Origin of the sequence: Streptomonospora alba (assembly GCF_000826685.1) — a bacterium.
GTDB classification, from domain to species: domain Bacteria; phylum Actinomycetota; class Actinomycetes; order Streptosporangiales; family Streptosporangiaceae; genus Streptomonospora; species Streptomonospora alba.
Genome location: NZ_JROO01000026.1, coordinates 38,200 through 56,287 on the forward strand (window position 1 = coordinate 38,200; position 18,088 = coordinate 56,287).

19 protein-coding genes are annotated in these 18,088 nt (G+C 74.7%); 6 read left to right on the forward strand and 13 right to left on the reverse strand.

What is annotated here, in order from left to right; all coding sequences use genetic code 11:
- Nucleotides 1–2 precede the first annotated feature (2 nt).
- Complete coding sequence (locus LP52_RS13235; protein ID WP_040273724.1) at nucleotides 3–1,079, reverse strand: AAA family ATPase; 1,077 nt, start codon at nucleotides 1,077–1,079, stop codon at nucleotides 3–5.
- Between the two features lie 165 nt (nucleotides 1,080–1,244).
- Here LP52_RS13235 and LP52_RS13240 point away from each other — a divergent pair, with 165 nt between their 5' ends.
- Both LP52_RS13240 and LP52_RS13245 read left to right on the forward strand, forming a co-directional pair.
- A complete protein-coding gene (locus LP52_RS13240; protein ID WP_040273725.1) occupies nucleotides 1,245–2,093 on the forward strand; it encodes a hypothetical protein in 849 nt (282 codons plus the stop codon).
- A gap of 157 nt (nucleotides 2,094–2,250) precedes the next feature.
- The gene (locus LP52_RS13245) at nucleotides 2,251–2,553 is read left to right on the forward strand and encodes a 4a-hydroxytetrahydrobiopterin dehydratase (RefSeq protein ID WP_040273726.1); all 303 of its coding nucleotides are present in this window, start codon (nucleotides 2,251–2,253) and stop codon (nucleotides 2,551–2,553) included.
- A 22-nt stretch (nucleotides 2,554–2,575) separates the two neighbouring features.
- Here LP52_RS13245 and LP52_RS13250 read toward each other — a convergent pair whose 3' ends face one another.
- Complete coding sequence (locus LP52_RS13250) at nucleotides 2,576–4,201, reverse strand: AMP-binding protein (protein ID WP_040273728.1); 1,626 nt, start codon at nucleotides 4,199–4,201, stop codon at nucleotides 2,576–2,578.
- Between the two features lie 145 nt (nucleotides 4,202–4,346).
- On the opposite strand from LP52_RS13250, the gene LP52_RS13255 reads away from it, so the two are divergent.
- On the forward strand, nucleotides 4,347–5,357 hold the full coding sequence (locus LP52_RS13255) for an acyltransferase domain-containing protein (protein WP_040273729.1): 1,011 nt from the start codon (nucleotides 4,347–4,349) through the stop codon (nucleotides 5,355–5,357).
- 16 nt (nucleotides 5,358–5,373) lie between these two features.
- Here the strand turns inward: LP52_RS13255 and LP52_RS13260 are convergent, their stop codons facing one another.
- The 3 genes from LP52_RS13260 to LP52_RS13270 all read right to left on the reverse strand — a co-directional run bounded on the left by LP52_RS13260 (nucleotide 5,374) and on the right by LP52_RS13270 (nucleotide 7,306).
- Nucleotides 5,374–5,562, reverse strand: coding sequence for a hypothetical protein (locus tag LP52_RS13260; RefSeq protein ID WP_040273731.1), 189 nt, complete (start codon nucleotides 5,560–5,562; stop codon nucleotides 5,374–5,376).
- 32 nt (nucleotides 5,563–5,594) lie between these two features.
- Entirely contained in the window at nucleotides 5,595–6,431 is an 837-nt protein-coding gene (locus LP52_RS13265) for an arginase family protein (protein WP_040273732.1), read from the reverse strand.
- A 119-nt stretch (nucleotides 6,432–6,550) separates the two neighbouring features.
- On the reverse strand, nucleotides 6,551–7,306 hold the full coding sequence (locus LP52_RS13270; RefSeq protein WP_040273733.1) for a class I SAM-dependent methyltransferase: 756 nt from the start codon (nucleotides 7,304–7,306) through the stop codon (nucleotides 6,551–6,553).
- Between the two features lie 323 nt (nucleotides 7,307–7,629).
- Between LP52_RS13270 and LP52_RS13275 the strand changes: the two genes are divergently transcribed.
- Nucleotides 7,630–7,923, forward strand: a complete 294-nt coding sequence (locus tag LP52_RS13275) for a YiaA/YiaB family inner membrane protein (protein WP_040273734.1) — start codon at nucleotides 7,630–7,632, stop codon at nucleotides 7,921–7,923.
- A 326-nt stretch (nucleotides 7,924–8,249) separates the two neighbouring features.
- On the opposite strand, the gene LP52_RS13280 is transcribed toward LP52_RS13275, so the two are convergent.
- The 5 genes from LP52_RS13280 to LP52_RS13300 all read right to left on the reverse strand — a co-directional run bounded on the left by LP52_RS13280 (nucleotide 8,250) and on the right by LP52_RS13300 (nucleotide 11,575).
- On the reverse strand, nucleotides 8,250–8,732 hold the full coding sequence (locus LP52_RS13280; protein ID WP_040273735.1) for a GNAT family N-acetyltransferase: 483 nt from the start codon (nucleotides 8,730–8,732) through the stop codon (nucleotides 8,250–8,252).
- 36 nt (nucleotides 8,733–8,768) lie between these two features.
- On the reverse strand, nucleotides 8,769–9,320 hold the full coding sequence (locus LP52_RS13285) for a GNAT family N-acetyltransferase (protein ID WP_040273736.1): 552 nt from the start codon (nucleotides 9,318–9,320) through the stop codon (nucleotides 8,769–8,771).
- A gap of 52 nt (nucleotides 9,321–9,372) precedes the next feature.
- Nucleotides 9,373–10,452, reverse strand: coding sequence for a biotin synthase BioB (bioB, locus tag LP52_RS13290; protein WP_052809802.1), 1,080 nt, complete (start codon nucleotides 10,450–10,452; stop codon nucleotides 9,373–9,375).
- Between the two features lie 201 nt (nucleotides 10,453–10,653).
- Entirely contained in the window at nucleotides 10,654–11,214 is a 561-nt protein-coding gene (locus LP52_RS13295; protein WP_040273737.1) for a TIGR03086 family metal-binding protein, read from the reverse strand.
- 109 nt (nucleotides 11,215–11,323) lie between these two features.
- The gene (locus tag LP52_RS13300) at nucleotides 11,324–11,575 is read right to left on the reverse strand and encodes a hypothetical protein (RefSeq protein WP_040273739.1); all 252 of its coding nucleotides are present in this window, start codon (nucleotides 11,573–11,575) and stop codon (nucleotides 11,324–11,326) included.
- A gap of 240 nt (nucleotides 11,576–11,815) precedes the next feature.
- Between LP52_RS13300 and pabB the strand changes: the two genes are divergently transcribed.
- Both pabB and LP52_RS25775 read left to right on the forward strand, forming a co-directional pair.
- Complete coding sequence (gene pabB / locus LP52_RS13305) at nucleotides 11,816–13,897, forward strand: aminodeoxychorismate synthase component I (protein ID WP_040273740.1); 2,082 nt, start codon at nucleotides 11,816–11,818, stop codon at nucleotides 13,895–13,897.
- A gap of 73 nt (nucleotides 13,898–13,970) precedes the next feature.
- Nucleotides 13,971–14,564 (forward strand): RDD family protein, encoded by a 594-nt coding sequence (locus LP52_RS25775; RefSeq protein WP_052809803.1) that lies wholly within the window; start codon nucleotides 13,971–13,973, stop codon nucleotides 14,562–14,564.
- A gap of 56 nt (nucleotides 14,565–14,620) precedes the next feature.
- Here LP52_RS25775 and eda read toward each other — a convergent pair whose 3' ends face one another.
- From eda to edd, 3 genes are read right to left on the reverse strand one after another with little or no spacing between them, the layout of a single operon-like run.
- Nucleotides 14,621–15,259 carry a bifunctional 4-hydroxy-2-oxoglutarate aldolase/2-dehydro-3-deoxy-phosphogluconate aldolase gene (gene eda, locus LP52_RS13315; protein WP_040273742.1) on the reverse strand — a complete coding sequence of 213 codons (639 nt, stop codon included), beginning with the start codon at nucleotides 15,257–15,259 and terminating at the stop codon, nucleotides 14,621–14,623.
- Complete coding sequence (gene glk / locus LP52_RS13320) at nucleotides 15,240–16,259, reverse strand: glucokinase (protein ID WP_040273743.1); 1,020 nt, start codon at nucleotides 16,257–16,259, stop codon at nucleotides 15,240–15,242. Before glk ends, eda begins: the two co-directional genes overlap by 20 nt.
- Complete coding sequence (edd, locus tag LP52_RS13325) at nucleotides 16,256–18,076, reverse strand: phosphogluconate dehydratase (protein WP_040273745.1); 1,821 nt, start codon at nucleotides 18,074–18,076, stop codon at nucleotides 16,256–16,258. Before edd ends, glk begins: the two co-directional genes overlap by 4 nt.
- Nucleotides 18,077–18,088 lie beyond the last annotated feature (12 nt).

Sequence of the window (18,088 nt, forward strand, 5' to 3'; positions counted from 1 at the left end):
TCCTATCGCGCGGCCGCGGCGGCCTGCTCGCCGCTGGGCGGGTCGTCCCAGATGACGCGGGGCGGCGGCACCGCGGCCAGCACCCGGTCGACGATCTGGGTGGTGGTGACCCCGTCGGCCAGCGCGTCGAAGGTCAGCACCAGCCGGTGGGACATGATGTCGCGCGCCAGCACCCGCACGTCCTCGGGCAGCACGTACTCGCGGCCCCGGATGAGGGCCAGCGCGCGGGCGGCGGCGACCAGGCCCAGGCTGGCGCGCGGACTCGCGCCGACCTCCAGGACCCGGCGCAGCTCGGGCACCCCGTAGTTCTCGGGCTCGCGCGTGGCCATCACCAGACGCACCACATAGTCGGCGATGAGCTGGTGGACGTGCACCTGCTCGGCGTCGTGCTGCAGCTCCAAAAGCGTGACCGGGTCGAGCACCTGGTGGGGCTCGGGCGGCCGGGCGCTCATCCGCCGCAGGATCTCCATCTCCTCGTGCGCGCGGGGATGGGGCACCTGGACCTTCATCAGGAACCTGTCGCGCTGGGCCTCGGGCAGCGGATACACCCCCTCGGACTCGACCGGGTTCTGCGTGGCGATGACGATGAAGGGGTCGGGCAGGGGATAGGTGGTGCCGCCCAGCGAGACCTGCTTTTCGGCCATGACCTCAAGCAGGGAGGACTGCACTTTGGCGGGGGCCCGGTTGATCTCGTCGGCCAGCACGAAGTTGGCGAAGACCGGTCCCAGCTCGACGTCGAACTGCTCGGTGGAGGGGTGGTAGATGCGGGTGCCGACGATGTCGGAGGGCACCAGGTCGGGTGTGAACTGCACGCGCGCGAACGAGCCGCCGGTGACCTTGGCCAGGGTGGAGACCGCCAGCGTCTTGGCGATGCCGGGCACGCCCTCCAGCAGGCAGTGGCCGCGTGCGATGAGTGCGACCATGCTGCGCTCGATCATCTGGTCCTGGCCGACGATGACGGTGGAGACCTCCTGCAGCGCGGCGCGCAGCAGCCGCGTGGGCTCGCCCGTGGGTGCGCCCGGACGCCCGCGCGCTCCCGCCTCGTCCCCGTGCCCGCCCGAGAGATCGGCCTCGGCCATGTCACCAGCCTTTCCAACGCGGCGCGGTGCCGCTGCGCGCCGCCGGGTACGTTGATGGTCACGCACCGGCGATGCTACCCGCTGATCCTGCAAGGAACCGGTCGTCTCGGGGCATCCGTGCCGATGCGACCGCGGCCGCGGCCAGGGGAGAGAAGGAGGCTTCGGGTGTCCCTGCACGATGCGGATCCGCGCCAGCTCGGGCCGTTCAGGCTCACCGACCGGGTGGGCACGACCCCCGAGGGCGTCGTCTACCGCGCCCGCGACTCCCGCGGGCGGCGGGTGAGCGTCGCCATGCTCAGCTCCGGGGCCGCCGCCGACCCCGCCGCGCGCGACCGCTTCGCCGCCGCCGTGCGCGGCGGAACGGGTGTCGCCGACCCGCCGAGGGTCCTGGCCTCCAGCCTGTCCAGCCCGGCCGCCTCGTGGGTGGCCGTGCGCCACAGCGGACCGCGCGGGGCCGAGGCCTACCTGGAGCCCGTTTCGGCCGGCGAGCAGGACTCCGGCGCCGCCTCGGCCGCGCCTTCCTACGCCCCGTACTGGGCCGAGCGCGGCGGCACCCCGGCCGCCGCGGCCTGGTCGTGGGCTCTGGTCGGCCTGCGGCGGATGTCGGGAGCCGCCTCGGCGGAACCCTCCCGCGCCGGGAGCCGGACCCCGCACGGGGCCGCCCCGGCAGGGGCGGTGACGCCAGGGGGCGCGGCGCTCCTGCGGCGGGAACCGGGCCGCTCCACGCGCACCGGCTGGTCGATGGCCGCCGCGCTGCTGCTGGTGCTGGTGCTGCTGGCGGCGGTGGTGACGGCGGTGTACCTGCTGCTGCACAACGTCACCTCCCAGGCCACCCCGCCGCCGCAGCCCTCTTCGGCGCCGCAGTCCTCCCCGGGAACCGAGCCCGGCACCGAGCCGGGCACGGCGCCCGAACCCACGCCGTCCCCCGCGCCCAGCGGGGTGCCCAGCGTCGAAGTCGACGAGGACGACTACCCGCCGGGCGAGGTCCCGCTCGACCCCGAGGGCCAGGCCTGAGCGCATCCCCGCTCCGGCGCCGCGCCGAACCGGGCCCCATGTGAATCTACAATGTAAAGAAACAGGTTTCGCGATCTTCACCGCGATTGCCCGCGGGCCCGCTGCGGTAGGACCCCCACCGCAAGACAACCGACCGTCTACATCCAGGAGTCGACCCATGGACCTGCTCACCGAGGACCAGATCGCCCAGGGCCTGCAGCGGCTCGACGGCTGGGAGCGGGAGAACCAGAGCAACGCGATCCGGCGCACCGTGCGCATGCCCGACTTCCTGAGCGGGATCAGCCTGGTCGCCTCGGTCGCCCACGCGGCCGAGGAGGCCGGTCACCATCCCGACATCGACATCCGCTACAACCGGATCACCTTCCACCAGACCACCCACGCCGCCGGCGGGGTGACCGAGGCCGACATGGAGATGGCCGCGCGCATCGACGACCTCGTCTCCGGCGTGCAGGCCGGCTAGCGCCCCGGTCGCGGGCGCGGCGTCAGGCCCCCGGCCGGCCCAGGCGCGCCCGCCGGATCTTGCCCGACGGGCTGCGCGGCAGCTCGTCGGCGAAGGTGATGCGCCGCGGGTAGGCGTGCGAGGCGAACCTGGTGCGCACGATCTCGCGCAGATCCTCGGCCAGGTCGTCGTCGCCGACGGCGCCCTCGTCCAGCACGACCGTCGCCGCCACCAGCTGCCCGTGCAGCTCGTCGGGCACCCCGTAGACGGCCGCCTCCTGCACCGCGGGATGCTCCAGCAGCGCCGACTCCACGTCGTAGGGGCCGATGCGGTAGCCCGAGGTCAGGATGGCGTCGTCGTCGCGGGAGGAGAAGTACAGGCTGCCCTCGCGGTCGCGGGTGCCGGTGTCGCCGGTCAGGTACCAGCGGCCGTCGGGGGTGAACCGCGCCGCGGCGGCCGCGGGCGCCTCCCGATAGCCCGTGAACCACATCAGCGGGCTGTCCTTGACGTCCACCGCGATCCGGCCGAACGCGCCGGGCGGGGCCTCCTCGTCGGAGACGGGCTCCAGCACCGTGGCGCGCCATCCCGGCAGGGCGGCGCCCAGCGAGTCGGCGTCGTCGGGCTCGGCGGCGAGGTCGGGGTGGTTGGCGTGGCCCACGCACATGCCCAGTTCGATCTGGCCGTAGTGGTCGCGCACGGGCACTCCGAACACGTCGCGCGCCCACTCCAGGACGTCGGCGCCCAGCTGCTCGCCCGCGCTGGAGAGGCGCCGCAGGGCGATCTCCGGCGGCAGCGTCTTCAGCGTCGCGCGCAGCGAGCGGTAGATCGTGGGCGCCGCGGCGAGGTTGGTCACCTCGTGGGTCTCCAGCACGTCCAGCACCAGCTCCGGATCGAAGCCGGCGTCGAGGTGCAGCGTCCGGTGCCCGGCCAGCAGCGGGGAGATCAGGCCGTGGTAGAGGCCGTAGGCGCCGTTGAGGTCGGCGGTGTTCCAGTAGACGTCCTCGTCCGCGACGTCCAGGCCGTAGTGGTGGTAGGCGTGGAAGGCCGCCAGCGCCCGGACGGGCACCGGGATGCCCTTGGCGGGCCCGGCGCTGCCGGCGGTGTGCATCAGGACGAAGGGGGCGTCGCCGCCGACCGCCTCGGCCGGCGCCGAAGCGCCGGCGCCCGCCGCCTCCAGGCCGGCCAGGGTGCTGTCGCCCTCGCGCAGCGGCGCGCCGCCGGTGGTGGCCACCCGGCGGACTGCGTCGGCGGGCAGGTCGGGTCCGGGATCGAGCTTGGAGCGCTGGTCCTCGTCGCAGACCACCAGCGCGGTGTCGGCGGTGAGGCGGTGGGCGATCGCCGAGGGGGCGAAGGCGGTCAGCAGCGGCAGGTGCACGGCTCCGAGCCGCCACACCGCCAGCGCCGCCACGGCCAGGTCGGCGCCTGCGGCCACCATGGTGGCCACGTGGTCGCCGCGGCCCACCCCCAGGGCGGCCATGCCCGCGGCCAGCGCCGCGGAGCGGTCGGCGAGTTCGCCGTAGGTCAGGTCGCTGCCTTGGAGACCCGGCCCGATCTGGGTGAGCGCGACACGCTCGCGGGGATGGCGGTCGCAGAGGAGCTCGGCCACTGATGCGGCAGGGGTGTCGTAGGTGGCCAGCCAGTCGCGTACCTGCTGCGCCGGGTCGGGCATCGGCGGTGGTCCCCTTGTCCGGTGGTCGGTCGAGTTCGGGTTGTCCCCGTATCAGACTATGTCGCCTCCTGTGACGTGAGTCCCAGGGTCTGCTTTGGGCGAAATCCCCGTTGTGCCCGCAGTGCGGGGCTCGGATCATGGGCGCATGGACGCTGATGTGGCCGCCCGGCGGCTGGGGCTCGGGGAGCAGGCGCGCGACTGGCTCGCTCAGGCCGCCGAACTGCGGCCGCCCGAGGGCGGAGTGGACCCGCCTCCCGCGTCCCGGGCACGGCGGGCGCTGGCGCCGCTGGGGCTGGACCCGGCCGACGAGGACGAGATCGTGGCGCTGTGGCCCGACGCCTCCTGGCCCGGGGAACTGCTGTGGGTCGTGGAGACCATGTACGCGCGCCTGGCCGACGACCTGCTCCGAGAACGCACCGCCTGGCGCGACTGGCCGGTGCTGGTGCACGCCCCGGACGCCCGGGTGCGCTGCTCGGTACTCGTGGCGCTGGCGGCCGCGGCGCCGCTGGTGCTGGCCGCCCACGCCCGCAGCGGCGTGCCCGCCTCAGTGAGCGCGGCGACCCTTGCCGACACCGGCCGCCACGTCGCCCAGACCCGCGCCATGTTCGGACGCCTGGGGCTGGAGACCGCCACCTGGATCGCGCTGCCCTTCCGCTGCGGCCTCTACGAGCTGGGGCGGTTGCAGTACGAGCCCGACCGCGTCCACGCCGAGGGCGCGGTGCGCTGGTATCCGCCCGAGGAGGCCGCGGCGCTTGGACCGGAGTTCGTCCGCGGCGCTCCGGTGCTGCGGATCCACATCCCGGCCGCGGGACCGCTGGATCCCGCGCGGGTGGAGGAGTCGCTGGCGCGGGCCCGGGACTTCTTCGCCGAGCACTTCGGCCTCGACTATCCCCTCGCCGCGTGCTCCTCGTGGCTGCTGGACCCGCAGTTGGCGCAGTACCTGCCGGAGTCGTCCAACATCCTCGCCTTCCAGCGGCGCTTCACCCTGGTGGAGCAGGACACCCCCGGCGACGCCGACGTCTTCCGCTTCGTCTTCGGCCTGCCCGAGGTCGACACCGGCCGCGCGCCGCAGCGGAGCCGGCTGGAGAAGGCGGTGGTGCAGCACCTGGAGGCGGGCGGCCGTTGGCGGGTGCCCACCGGGTGGCTGCGGCTGTAGCCCCGGGGGCGACGGCTCAGGTCGCTCGGTCGTCGGGGTCGGAACCGGCGGTCCAGCCGGAGGTGCGCACGCGCCCGGCACCCGCGCACTCGCCGCAGCGACGGGGCACCACCATCTCCCCGGTCAGGTCGCTGCCGGCGTAGCCGACGACGGAGACGCGCAGTCCGCTGCCCTGGCAGGCCTGGCACACGATCAAGAGGTCCATCCACGCAGCATAGGCCGCGGAGCGGGGTGCAGTCAGTCCGAGGCGCCGTCGAGCAGGTGCAGGCCGTCGAGCAGAGCCCGGATGCGGTCCTCGTCGTGCTCGATCACCGGGGCGTACTCGGTGACGGCCACACCCACGACGCGGTGGTGGGCGGCGACGGCGGCCAGGGCGCGCGCGACGGCGGCCGTGCCCGGACCGCCGGGGGCGGGCACGGAGACGGCGGGCATCTCCGGGGGGTCGCACACGTCGATGTCCAGGTGCACATAGGCGGGGGAGCCGGCGCGGCGGCCGGCGGCGATACCCGCGGGCTCGGCGCTCACCTCGGCGGGGCCGAGCGCGGTGACGGAGTTGGCGGCGATATAGGCCCGCTCGGACGGGTCCAGGTCGCGCACGCCGGCGAGCACGACCTGGTCGGGGGCCAGTGCCGGTCCGGCCGGGCCGGTCAGCTCGGGGTGGCCCTCGCCCAGGAGCGTGCGCAGCGCCATGCCGTGGGCGAGCCCGCTGGGGGACTCGGCCGGTGTGTTCAGGTCGCCGTGCGCGTCGACCCAGTAGACGGTCAAACCCGGGTGGCGCCGGGCGAGGTGCTGGACGGCGGCGATGTCGCTGGCGCAGTCGCCGCCGAGGGTGAGGACGCTGCCGGGGGAGCGGCGGGCCAGGCGTTCGCGCATGTGGCGGGTGGTCTCGGCGACGGTGTCGAGGTTGCGTACGCCCTCGCGGGCGGTGCGGGCCCCTTCGGAGACGGCGATGTGCAGCCTCCCGGCGTGGGTGGGCACCAGCCGGGCCAGGGCGCCGGCCCCGGCGGCCACACGCACGTCGTCGCCGCCCTGCCAGAGCGGGACCACCAGATCGACCTCGCGTTGCCACACCATGGGTTCACCCTAGGGCCGCGCGAGGGCGCCCGCCGGGGGAACGGCGCACGGGAAGCGGCCGGCAGCGGCCACGTCCGCGGGTAAACCGGGTGCCGCCCGTGCGGGGGCGGCCGGGGCGATCAGCCCTCGGGCTTGGTCGCCGAGACGCGCAGGCGCACGTAGTCGGCCCACCAGCCGCCGGTGTGGTGCAGGACCGGGCGCAGCCGGTCGGTGAGGAGGGTGACGAAGGCGTCGGGGGCGGGGGCGCCGGCGAGCAGCGGCGCGCCGAACATGCGCAGCCAGGCGGCGAGGCCGTCGTCGCCCTCCAGGCGGGTGGGGCGGTCGAACAGCCAGGCGCCGGTGACCTTCAGCCCGGCCCCGTCCAGCACGGCGGAGTACTCGTCGATGCCGGGGAAGTACCAGGCCTCCTCGGCGCGCGGCAGGTCCAACTCGGCGCGCAGGCCCTGCGCGGCGCCGCGGATGGCGGTGATGTTGCCTGCGCCGCCCAGCTCGGCGACGAGGCGCCCGCCGGGCCGCAGCGCGGCGGCCATGGAGGCAGCGGCGGCGGGGGCATCGGGGATCCAGTGCAGCACGGCGTTGCTGAGTACGGCGTCGAATCCGGCGTCGAAATCCAGTTCGCGCAGGTCGGCCAGGCGCAGGTCCAGGTGGGGGAAGCGCTCGCGGGCGCGGTCGATCATCTCCGGGCTGGAGTCGACGCCCACGACCTCGGCTCCGGCGTCGGCCAGGGCGGCGGCCAGCTCGCCCGTGCCGCATCCGGCGTCGAGGATCCGCTCGCCGGGGCGGGGGGCGAGCTCGCCGACGAGGTCCTGCCCGTTTCGCGTGACGTAGGAATGGCGGTCGTCGTAGAGGCGGGAGTCCCATCGCTGTACTGCCATGGAGGAAACCTACCGTGTCGTCTCATTGTGCGAAATCGAAATCTCGCAATTCGGACAAAATGGAGGCCTGGCCGTATCGGGCGGCGAACGCCAGCCTGTCACGGCGCGCGGGCCGGGCGGCAGGGGCGGAGCCGCATGTGCCGTGGCCGCATCAGGCCGAGCAGGGGCGCGGGGGTTCGGCCGAAAGCCGAAGCGCCGAGCGCCGCCCGCGAGATCGGCGCCGCTCTCGGCGGAGTCGGGTACCGCCGACGCCCGCCGGTCCGGGCGCGGATCTGAGTACGCGCACTCGGGTGCCGCGGCCGCGCGGCGGCCAGCATGGACCCATGAGCACTACACAGGTACGCCCCACCAACACACAGGCGTTCTTCGTCCAATCCGCGCTGTCGTTCGGCGTCTCGGCCATCGGCATGGCTACGGGCGTCGCCTTCCTGCCCGTCGGCGCGTGGACGCGTGCGTTCCTCGCGCTGGGTCTGCTCTACGTGATCACCTCGGCGTTCACGCTGGCCAAGTGCGTACGCGACCGCCAGGAGGAGACCACCGTCTCCGGGCGCGTCGACCAGGCGCGCCTGGACAAGCTGCTGGCCGAGCACGACCCCTTCAAGGTGGACAATCCCTGACCGCGCCTGGGGAGCCGGAGCCCGGTACGCACAGCAGCGCCGCCACCTGCTCGGCACGCCACGCCCCGGCGGCTCCGGGCCGTGAGGCCAGGTAGGCGGCGCTGCGCCGGGCGCACCCGGACATCACCGTTGATCTTGTACCTACGGTCACTGGAAAACGGTTTCCGTCACAGTGGGTACAAGATCAACGAGGGTCAGCCATTTCCGAGGCCGACGCGTGGCGCTTCGCAATCGGCGTGTACACCGTGCGCGTCGGCCGCTCCGGCCGGCGCCGCACCCGGCAGACCGGGGTCGTACAGTTCAGGCCGCCGCCCGCGCCGCGGCGCTCAGGCCGGCGCGGGGAAGGGGGCGGACCGCAGGTCGATTCCGTAGCATACGCTCGCCGCACAGCCCACATACGGGCCGTACAACGGGATCCGGCTGTAGCCGCAGCGCTCGTAGAGCCGCATCGCCTCGGGCTGCTCGACACCGGTCTCCAGGCGCATCCGCCGCGCGCCGCGCTCGCGGCCGGCGTCCTCCAGCGCGTGCAGCAGCGCCGCGCCGATCCCGCGGCCCCGCCGGTCGGGCACCACATACATCCGCTTCAGTTCGAAGGTGTGCTCGTCGAGCCGGCGCAGCGCGCCGCAGCCCACCACCTCGCCGCCCTCGGACTCGGCGGCCGCCAGGAACACCGCGGTGTCCTCCGCCGAGGGCTTCGCGCCCTGTTCGAGGTCGCCGCCGTAGCGCTCGATCGTCTCGCGCTCCTGGTCGCGGCGCAGACGGACGCCGACGGGATCGTCCCAGGCCATTTCGCTGATCGTGATGTGCACAGCCGAGAAGGATAGCCCGCCGCCGTTTCCGGCGGGTTACGCGTCGTCGGCCGCCAGCCGGTAGAGGACGTGCGGCCCGAGCCGGTGCCCGGAGGGAAGCTCCGGGTGGTCGAAGTCGTCGGCGGAGTCGCAGCGCATGCCCAGCCGCCGCATCACCGCCTGGGAGCGCACGTTGGTGCGGGCGGTGAAGGAGACGATCTCCTCCAGCCCGCAGCGGTCGAACCCGAACGCCACGGCGGCGCGCGCGGCCTCGGTGGCGTAGCCGCGCCCCCACGCGTGGCGGGCCAGCCGCCAGCCGACCTCCACAGCCGGGGTGAAGTGCGCGGGAAAGCGCGCCAGGCTCAGACCGGTGAAGCCGATGAACGCGCCGGTCTCGGCGACCTCCAGCGCCCACAGGCCGAAACCGCGCTCGTCCATGCGCACCTGGATGCGGTCGGCCGTCGCGTCGGACTCGTCCCGGGTCAGCGCGGCCGGGAAGTGCGCCATGACCTCGGGGTCGGCGTTGAGCCGTGCGAAGGGCTCCCGGTCCTCGGCCCGCCAGCCGCGCAGCACCAGCCGCGACGTCCGCAGCCACACATCGGTGTCCATGCCTTGAGGCTAGCCCGCGCCGGGGCCTGCTCGGCGCGGGCCGGCCGGGATCTCAGGCGTTGGGCGGCCGGTCGGTGCCGGCGCCGCGGCGGCGCGGGCGCACCAGGTCGAGCCGGTGGGCGGGCAGACTCTGCGCATCGGTGCCCTGCACCCGGAAGCCGGCGTCGCGCACCATCTCCAGGTCGGCGGCGCCGGGTCCGCCCTCGCTGGTCAGGTAGTCGCCCAGGAAGATCGAGTTGGCCAGGTGCAGCGCCAGCGGCTGCAGACTGCGCAGATGGATCTCGCGGCCGCCGGCCAGGCGCACCTCGACATCGGGGAAGACCAGCCGGGCGGCGGCGAGGATGCGCAGGCACCGCTGCGGCGTCAGTTCCCAGCGCCCGGCCAGCGGTGTGCCGTCGAAGGGGATGAGGAAGTTGACCGGAACCGAGTCGGGATCGAGCCTGCGCAGCTCCTGCAGGGCGTCGACGAGGTCGCCGTCGCTTTCGCCCATGCCCGCGATCAGACCTGAGCACGGGGAGAGGCCGGCCTGCGCGGCCCGCTGCACCGTCTCGACGCGGTCGGCGAAGCCGTGGGTGGAGCAGATGTCGGCGTAGCGCTCCTCGGAGGTGTTGAGGTTGTGGTTGTAGGCGTCGACACCGGCCTCGCGCAGCCGCTCGGGCTGGCCGGGCGAGAGCAGCCCCAGGCAGGCGCACACCTCCACGCCGGGGTTGTCGTCCTTGATGGCCGCGATCGCCGGGGCCAGGCGGTCGACGTCGCGGTCGGTGGGCCCGCGGCCGCTGGCCACCAGGCACACCCGGGCCGCTCCGCCCTCGATCCCGCAGGCGGCGGCCCGGCGGGTCTGCTCGGAGCTGAGCCAGGTGTAGGTGACGATGTCGGCGCCGGAGCCCAGCCGCTGCGAGCAGTAGGTGCAGTCCTCCGGGCACAGCCCGCTTTTGAGGTTGACGAGGTAGTTGAGCTTGACGCGGTCGCCGAAGAACCGGCGGCGGACCCGGCCGACGGCCGCGACCAGCTCCAGCAGGTCCTCGTCGGGCCAGGACAGCACCCCGAGCAGGTCGTCGCGGGAGGGGTGTTCGCAGCGCAGCGCGGACCGGGCGAGTGCGGCCGCCGAGGGCCGGTGTTCGGGTTGGGACATGGCCACGATCCTGTGGCAGCGCGCGGCGGAGGGCACCCGCCGAAACGGCCAAAGTTCGCCCGCCGGGGTTTGTACGCTTCCGAACGAACACCGCCTGTGCCGCCGGGGAAGGCCCCCGGGAACCCGTCCGCGGATCGCGGAGGGTTCCCGGTGCTCGGGCCGGAGGATTTCACCGGGGCCGGGCGGCCCGAGCCGGTGCGGCTAGACGCTGCGCCCGGTCAGGGCCAGCAGGCGCGTCTGGGCGTCGGCGTCGTCTCCCACGGGCACGGGCGGGGCGAACAGGGCGCCGGCGCCGGGGCTCTGCCCGCCCAGCCAATCCACCAGGGACTCGACCAGGCCGGGGTCGAGCTTCTCGTCTGCGCCGATGGCGCGGGCCATGTCCCAGGCGTGGACCGCCAGGTCGAAGGTCATCTGCCAGAGGTAGAGCTCGCCCGGGGCGTCGCCGAAGGACAGGTGCACGGTCCGCTCCAAGGCGCCCGGCTGCAGCCAGGCCGAGCGGGACTCGCGCGAGGCGACCTCCCAGGTGGCCACGGGCTCCTCGCCGAGCACGTCGCCCTCGTAGCGGTCGCCGGCCTCCTCCATCGTGCCGCCCGCGAGCAGGAAGGGCACCCACAGCTGCTCACCGGTGAGGTGGTTGAGCAGGTCGTGCACGTCCCAATCTGAGCAAGGGGTGGGATCGCCCCACTGCGTGACCCGGATGGCGCGGACCCTGCGGTCGAACTCCGCCATCGCCTGGCCGTGCAACTCCAGCAGATCGGTCATCGCTTGCTCGCTCCCCCTCGGGCTGGTGCATGGGCGGTGCGTGACCCTACCCGCCCAGCGGCCGCAGCAACCAACCGCCCCCACGGCGGGGCCGGCGGCCCGGCGCGGCTCAGGCGACCAGGTCCCAGCCGTCGCCGAGTTCGGCGGCGATGCGGGCCATCACATCGTGCAGTGCGGCGGGAGTGGGTACGACGCCTTCGGCCAGCAGCAGATCGCGGGAGTAGGCCTCGCGCTCGGTCGCGCCGAGCTCGGCGCGCGGGCAGACGCGTGCGGTCCCCTCGGCCGACACGGCGATGACCGCGTCGGCGGTGGCGTGCATCAGGGCCACGAGATGGCCGAAGAGGCTGGAGGGCGCGTGCATGTGTCCTTCCGGGGGTGTGCGGGGCACGGTGCGGCCAGTGTCTCAGGACGCCGGCGAAAATCGGGTATCGGAAGTGCGTGATGGCGCATTCTCTGCTGTCCGGAATCAAACACCGCAGGACAGAAGGGGCGTTCCGGTTCCCCGACGGCAAACAGCCCCGGTCCCGCAGCCGCCCCGGCCACAGGGCGGCGCGGCGGCGAACCGTAGCCTGGGCGGCACCGCCGACCTTGCAGGAGCCGCATGCGGGTACTGCTCGTGGACAACCACGACTCCTACACCTACAACCTCTTCCACCTGATCGCGCGCGCCGCGGGCGCCGAGCCCGACGTGTGGACCAACGACGATCCCCGCCTGGGCGAGGACACGCCGCCGGTGCTGGAGGGATACGCCGCCGTGGTCGTCTCACCCGGCCCCGGCCATCCGGCCCGCCGCCGCGACCTCGGGCTCCTCGGCGCGGCGCTGACCCGTGCGCCCGCCGTGCCCGTGCTGGGCGTGTGCCTGGGCCACCAGGCGCTGGTCCAGCTGGCCGGGGGAGAGGTCGCCGCGGCCCCGGCCGCCCGCCACGGCCGTCTCAGCCGCATCCGCCACGACGGAGCCGGGCTCTTCACCGGCCTGGCACAGGACTTCACCGCCGTGCGCTACCACTCGCTGGCGGCGCGCACTCCGCTGCCGCCGGAGCTGGCCGCCACCGCCTTCGCCGAGGACGGCGTCGTCATGGCCGTCGAGCACCGCCGCCTGCCGCGGTGGGGCGTGCAGTTCCACCCCGAGTCGGTCGCCGGCGAGCACGGCGGCGACCTGATCGCCAACTTCCTGCGCCTGGCTCGCGAGACCGGTCCCGGCGCCGGCACTCGCACGGCGGCGAGCACGGGCGAGGGCGCACCGGCCGCCTCCTCCGCCCCGCGCAGCGGCGCCGCTGCGGCGATGCCGCCCTCGCCGCCCCACGTTCGGGTCCTCGGCCACGCGGTCGACACCGAAGCCGCCTTCACTCGGCTCTACGCCCGCAGTCCCCACGCCTTCTGGCTCGACAGCAGCCGCACCGGCGGACCCGCCCGCTTCTCGTTCCTCGGCGACGCCCAGGGCCCCGACGGCGAGGTGCTGTCCTACCGCGTCGGCGAAGGCGCCGTCACGGTCGCCCCCGCCACCGGGCCGAGCCGCCGCGAGCCCGGCACGATCTTCGACGCCCTGCGCCGGCGCGCCCCCGAACGGCCCGTGCCGCCGCCCGGAGGGCTGCCGTTCGACTTCACGGGCGGCTACGTCGGCTACTTCGGCTACGAACTCAAGGCCGACTGCGGCGGCGCGGCCGTCCACCGCTCGCCGGCGCCCGACGCCGTCTGGCTGCGCTGCGACCGCCTGCTCGCCGTCGACCACGAACGCGACCGCACCTACCTCGTCGGCCGCGGCCCCGGAGCCGCGGACTGGGCCGAGCAGACGGCACGCGCCCTGTCCGCGCTCGGCGCGGCGCCGGCCCCGCCGCCCGGGCCGGTGACGGCGGACGGCGAGGCGGACCTGGAGACGCTGCTGGAGCGCAGCCGCGAGGGATACCTCACCGACGTCAAGGAGTGCCTGCGGCAGCTGGAGCACGGCGAGAGCTATGAGATCTGCCTGACCAACCGGCTGCGGGCCCCGGCACCGACCGACGACCTCGACTTCTACCGCCGCCTGCGCCGCTCCGCCCCGGCCCCCTACGCCGCGCTGCTGCGGCTGGGGGAGACGACGGTGCACAGCGCGTCGCCCGAGCGGTTCCTGCGCATCGGCGCCGACGCGGTCGCCGAGAGCCGTCCCATCAAGGGCACCGCGCCGCGCAGCGCCGACCCCGGTACCGACGCCCGCCGCGCCCGTGAGCTGCGTACCGGAGCCAAGACCCGCGCCGAGAACCTGATGATCGTGGATCTGCTGCGCAACGACCTGGGCCGGGTCTGCGAGGTCGGCACCGTCGAGGTGCCGCGGTTCATGTACACCGAGTCCTACAGCACCGTGCACCAGCTCGTCTCCACCGTGCGCGGGCGCCTGCGTCCGGATGTGCACCCCGTCGACGCGGTGCGGACCTGCTTTCCCGGCGGGTCGATGACCGGCGCGCCCAAGCTGCGCACGATGGAGATCATCGACCGGCTGGAGAACTCGGCGCGCGGCGTGTACTCCGGAGCCCTGGGCTACCTCTCCCACCAGGGCACCGCGGACCTGAGCATCGTCATCCGCACGGCCGTGCGGCAGGGGCCGGATCTGGCCGTGGGCGCGGGCGGGGCCGTCGTGCTCGACTCGGTTCCCGAGGAGGAGTACGCCGAGATGCTGCTCAAGGCCGCCGTCCCGCTCAGCGGCGGGTAGGGCGCGCGGGGGCTCCAGGCGCCGGGAATGGCAGAATACCGTCGGTTCGCACCCGACCACACCGAGGACGGCGATGACCCACCCCCACGACCCCGGATCGTTCGACGGCACCGGCGGGCGGTCGCGGCAGGAGCCGCCCCGGCCCGGGTACGGCCCCGCCGAGCCGTGGCAGGCCCCGCCGGGAGCGCACTACGGCGCACAGGCGCCGCAGCGGCCCTCGGCCGACCCGGCGCGGCGGCTGGTCGCCGCCGTCGTCGACCTTCCGCTGTCGGTGCTGATCCTCTACGCGGGTTCCATGCTGGTGATGATGCTCACCTATGCGGCCGTGACCCTGCTGGGGCTGCCCGACAACCAGGTGTCGCTGAACATCGGCGCGACCTCGGCCGCCGTCCTCTCCCTGGCAGCGCTGTTCTGCTACCACTGGCTGCCCGTGGCGCGGCGCGGCCAGACCCCGGGCAAGCGGATCGCCGGCATCCGGGTGGTCGCCGCCGACACCGGCCGTCCGCTGTCCACCGGCCGCGCGGCCGGGCGCGCCGCCGTCTTCGGCCTGCTCCTGCTGCCCTGCATGCTCGGTCACATCGTCAGCGGGATCATGGTCACCTCCGACACGAGGGCAGGCAGGTCGCTGCTCGACCGCGCCGCGGGCACCCGCGTCGTGGCCGCCTGAGCGCCCGCCCGGTGCCGGGGGCGGCGAACCGCCCCCGGCACCGGCGGAAGCCGGAGCTAGCGCGCCGGGGCCAGCGCGGCGGCCTCGCTCGCCAGTTGGCCCACGCGTTCCCAGTCCCCGGCGGCCAGTGCATCGGCCGGAGTCAGCCAGGTGCCGCCGACGCAGCCCACGTTGGGCAGCGCCAGGTAGTCGGGCGCCGACGCCGCGGTGACGCCGCCGGTGGGGCAGAAGCGCACCTGCGGCAGCGGGCCCGCCAGCGACGTGAGGTAGGCGCGTCCGCCCGCCGCCTCGGCGGGGAAGAACTTCAGCGCCGTGGCTCCGCGCTCCAGCAGCGCCATCGCCTCCGAGGCCGTGGACACCCCCGGAAGCGTCGGCAGCCCGGTGGCGGCCATCGCCTCGTACAACCCGGCGGTGCAGCCGGGGGAGACCAGGAATCCGGCGCCGGCGGCGGCGGCCCTTTCGGCCTGCTCGGGCGTAGTCACCGTGCCCGCGCCGACCACGGCGTCGGGCACCTCGGCTGCGATGCGCTCGATCGCGCCGAGTGCAGCCTCGGTGCGCAGCGTCACCTCCACCGCAGGCAGCCCGCCGGCCACCAGCGCGCGGGCCATCGGCACCGCGTCCGCGGCGTCGGAGAGGACCACCACCGGCACCACGGGGGCGAGGTCGAACAGGTCCTCACTGCTGCGCGGGTTCATGCACGTCTCCTTGTACGGTTTCGAGGCGCTGGTCCAGCCGGGCCGCCGCGCCCAGCAGCGCCGGGTCCTGCGCCACGATCAGCATCGTGGCGATGCCGTGCAGATAGTCGTTCATCCGGTGCTTGTCCTCGAAGCGGCGCCGGAAGCCGCTGGAGCGCACCACGGGGATGATACGCGGCAGGATGCCCCCGCCCAGGAACACGCCTCCCGTCGCGCCCAGGCTCAGGGCCGCGTTTCCGGCGAAGCCGCCCAACAGGCAGCAGAACACGTCCAGCGCCTCGGCGCACAACCGGTCCTCGGTCGCCTCGGCGCAGATCTCGGCGGCGGTGCGCTCGGGCGCCGCGACGCCGCGCACCTCGGCCAGCGCGCCGTGCAGCCGGCCCAGCCCGGGGCCGCACAGCAAGCACTCGGCGGTGACCGCGCCCTGCCGGGCGCGCAGCAGGCGCACGATCTCCCACTCGCGCTCGTCCACCGCGGGCACGTCGACGTGGCCGCCCTCGCCGGGCACCGGCACCCAGCCGGCGCCCTCGGCCGGCACCAGCCCGGCCACGCCCAGCCCGGTGCCCGGGCCCAGCACGGCCATGGGGCCCTCGGGGACGGTATCGGGGCCGCCCAGCGACACCAGGTCAGCGCCGCCCAGCCGCGGCAGCGACAGGGCCAGCGCCGCGAAGTCGTTGACGACCTCCAGGTGGTCCAGCCCCAGCCGGCCGCGGGTGGCCGCGGCCGAGAAGTCCCAGTGGGAGTTGGTCAGCCGGACCCGGTCGCCGCCGACCGGGCCGGCCACCGCCACGCACGCGGCGCCCGGTTCGGCGGTCGCACCGACCTGCTCCAGGTAGGCCGTGGCAGCCGCGGCGAGGTCGGCGTGCTCGGCCCCCTCCAGGCGGCGCACCCGCTCCGGGCGGGTGCCGGGCTCCTCGACCAGCCCGAACCGGGCGTTGGTGCCGCCGATGTCGGCGACCAGCCAGGGGCGCTGCTTGGACGGCGGCTGGGGGCGGCTCACCGCAGCGCCCCGAACACGCCGGCGCCGCGCTCGGCCGGACCCACGGAGGCGCGGAAGGCGGCGAAGAGCTCGCGGCCGGTGCCGGCGGAGGAGTCCACGGTCGGCTCGGCGGCCGGACGCTCACCCAGGTCCTCGGCGCCCAGCACCTCCAGCGCGCCCGCCGCGGCGTCCACACGGACGAGGTCCCCGTCGCGCACCCGCGCCAGCGGGCCGCCGGCCGCCGCCTCGGGGGAGACGTGGATGGCGGCCGGCACCTTGCCCGAAGCACCGGACATGCGGCCGTCGGTGACCAGCGCGACCTTGTGGCCGCGGTCCTGCAGCACCCCGAGCGTGGGGGTGAGCTTGTGCAGCTCGGGCATGCCGTTGGCACGCGGGCCCTGGAAGCGCACGACCGCCACCACGTCGCCGTCCAGCTCGCCGGCGGCGAAGGCCTCCTGCAGGCCGGCCTGGCTGTCGAAGACGCGCGCGGGCGCCTCGACGACGCGGTTCTCGGGCTCCACCGCCGAGACCTTGATGACCGCCCGGCCCAGATTGCCGCGGACCATGCGCAGCCCGCCGTCGGCGCTGAAGGGCTCCTCGGCGCTGCGCAGCACGGTGGTGTCGGCGCTCTCCCGGGGCTCCTCGCCCCAGGTGAGGCCGTCGTCGCCGAGCACGGGCCGGCGGCGGTAGCGGGCCAGGCCGGGTCCGGCGACGGTGGCGACGTCCTCGTGCAGCAGCCCGCTGTCCAGCAGCTGGCCGATCAGGTACGGCATCCCGCCGACGTCGTGGAACCGGTTCACGTCGGCGGCCCCGTTGGGATACATCCGGGTCAGCAGCGGCACGACCTCCGACAGCTCCGCGAAATCGTCCCAGCTCAGTTCGATCCCGGCGGCCTGGGCCACCGCGACGAGGTGCAGGGTGTGGTTGGTCGAACCGCCGGTGGCCAGCAGCGCCACCACCGCGTTGACGACGGCGCGCTCGTCGACGACCTCGCTGACGGGGGTGTAGCGCTCGCCCAGTGCGGTCAGGCCCGTCACCGCGCGCCCGGCCTCGGCGGTCAGCGCGGTGCGCAGCCCGCTTCCCGGCTGCTCGAAGCTGGCGCCGGGCAGGTGCAGGCCCATGACCTCCATCAGCATCTGGTTGGAGTTGGCGGTTCCGTAGAAAGTGCAGGTGCCCGGCGCGTGGTAGGCGGCCGACTCGGCCTGCAGCAGCTCGGCGCGGTCGGCCTTGCCCTCGGTGAAGCGCTGGCGGACCGCGGCCTTGTCCTTGTTGGGAAGGCCGGAGGGCATGGGCCCGGCGGGAACGAACGCCACCGGCAGGTGGCCGAAGGTCAGCGCGCCGATCAGCAGTCCCGGAACGATCTTGTCGCACACGCCCAGCATCAGCGCGCCGTCGAACATGTCGTGGGAGAGTGCGACGCCGGTGGCCATCGCGATGACGTCGCGGCTGAACAGCGACAGCTCCATGCCCGCCCGGCCCTGGGTGATGCCGTCGCACATCGCCGGCACGCCGCCGGCGAACTGGGCGACGCCGCCCGCCTCGGCGACGGCCTCCTTGAGCTGGGCGGGGTAGTCGGCCAGCGGCTGGTGGGCCGAGAGCATGTCGTTGTAGGCCGACACGATCGCGATGTTGGGCTTGGCCGAGTGGCCCAGGGCGAGCTTGTCGCCCGGCGCGCAGGCGGCGAAGCCGTGGGCGAGGTTGGTGCAGCCCAGACCGGAGCGGGCGGGCCCCTCGGCGGCGGCGGCGCGCATCCGCTCCAGGTAGGCGGCGCGGGTCCGGGCGCTGCGTTCGGCGATGCGCCGGGTGACCTCGGATACGCGGGGATGGGGTGTGGTCATGCGGACTCCGTT

Coding starts and splice junctions, on each gene's coding strand:
- LP52_RS13235 (WP_040273724.1), bottom strand. CDS start 1,079: ATGGCCGAGGCCGATCTCTCGGGCGGGCACGGGGACGAGGCGGGAGCG.
- LP52_RS13245 (WP_040273726.1), top strand. CDS start 2,251: ATGGACCTGCTCACCGAGGACCAGATCGCCCAGGGCCTGCAGCGGCTC.
- LP52_RS13250 (WP_040273728.1), bottom strand. CDS start 4,201: ATGCCCGACCCGGCGCAGCAGGTACGCGACTGGCTGGCCACCTACGAC.
- LP52_RS13255 (WP_040273729.1), top strand. CDS start 4,347: ATGGACGCTGATGTGGCCGCCCGGCGGCTGGGGCTCGGGGAGCAGGCG.
- LP52_RS13260 (WP_040273731.1), bottom strand. CDS start 5,562: ATGGACCTCTTGATCGTGTGCCAGGCCTGCCAGGGCAGCGGACTGCGC.
- LP52_RS13265 (WP_040273732.1), bottom strand. CDS start 6,431: ATGGTGTGGCAACGCGAGGTCGATCTGGTGGTCCCGCTCTGGCAGGGC.
- LP52_RS13270 (WP_040273733.1), bottom strand. CDS start 7,306: ATGGCAGTACAGCGATGGGACTCCCGCCTCTACGACGACCGCCATTCC.
- LP52_RS13275 (WP_040273734.1), top strand. CDS start 7,630: ATGAGCACTACACAGGTACGCCCCACCAACACACAGGCGTTCTTCGTC.
- LP52_RS13285 (WP_040273736.1), bottom strand. CDS start 9,320: ATGGACACCGATGTGTGGCTGCGGACGTCGCGGCTGGTGCTGCGCGGC.
- bioB (WP_052809802.1), bottom strand. CDS start 10,452: ATGTCCCAACCCGAACACCGGCCCTCGGCGGCCGCACTCGCCCGGTCC.
- LP52_RS13295 (WP_040273737.1), bottom strand. CDS start 11,214: ATGACCGATCTGCTGGAGTTGCACGGCCAGGCGATGGCGGAGTTCGAC.
- LP52_RS13300 (WP_040273739.1), bottom strand. CDS start 11,575: ATGCACGCGCCCTCCAGCCTCTTCGGCCATCTCGTGGCCCTGATGCAC.
- pabB (WP_040273740.1), top strand. CDS start 11,816: ATGCGGGTACTGCTCGTGGACAACCACGACTCCTACACCTACAACCTC.
- LP52_RS25775 (WP_052809803.1), top strand. CDS start 13,971: ATGACCCACCCCCACGACCCCGGATCGTTCGACGGCACCGGCGGGCGG.
- eda (WP_040273742.1), bottom strand. CDS start 15,259: ATGAACCCGCGCAGCAGTGAGGACCTGTTCGACCTCGCCCCCGTGGTG.
- edd (WP_040273745.1), bottom strand. CDS start 18,076: ATGACCACACCCCATCCCCGCGTATCCGAGGTCACCCGGCGCATCGCC.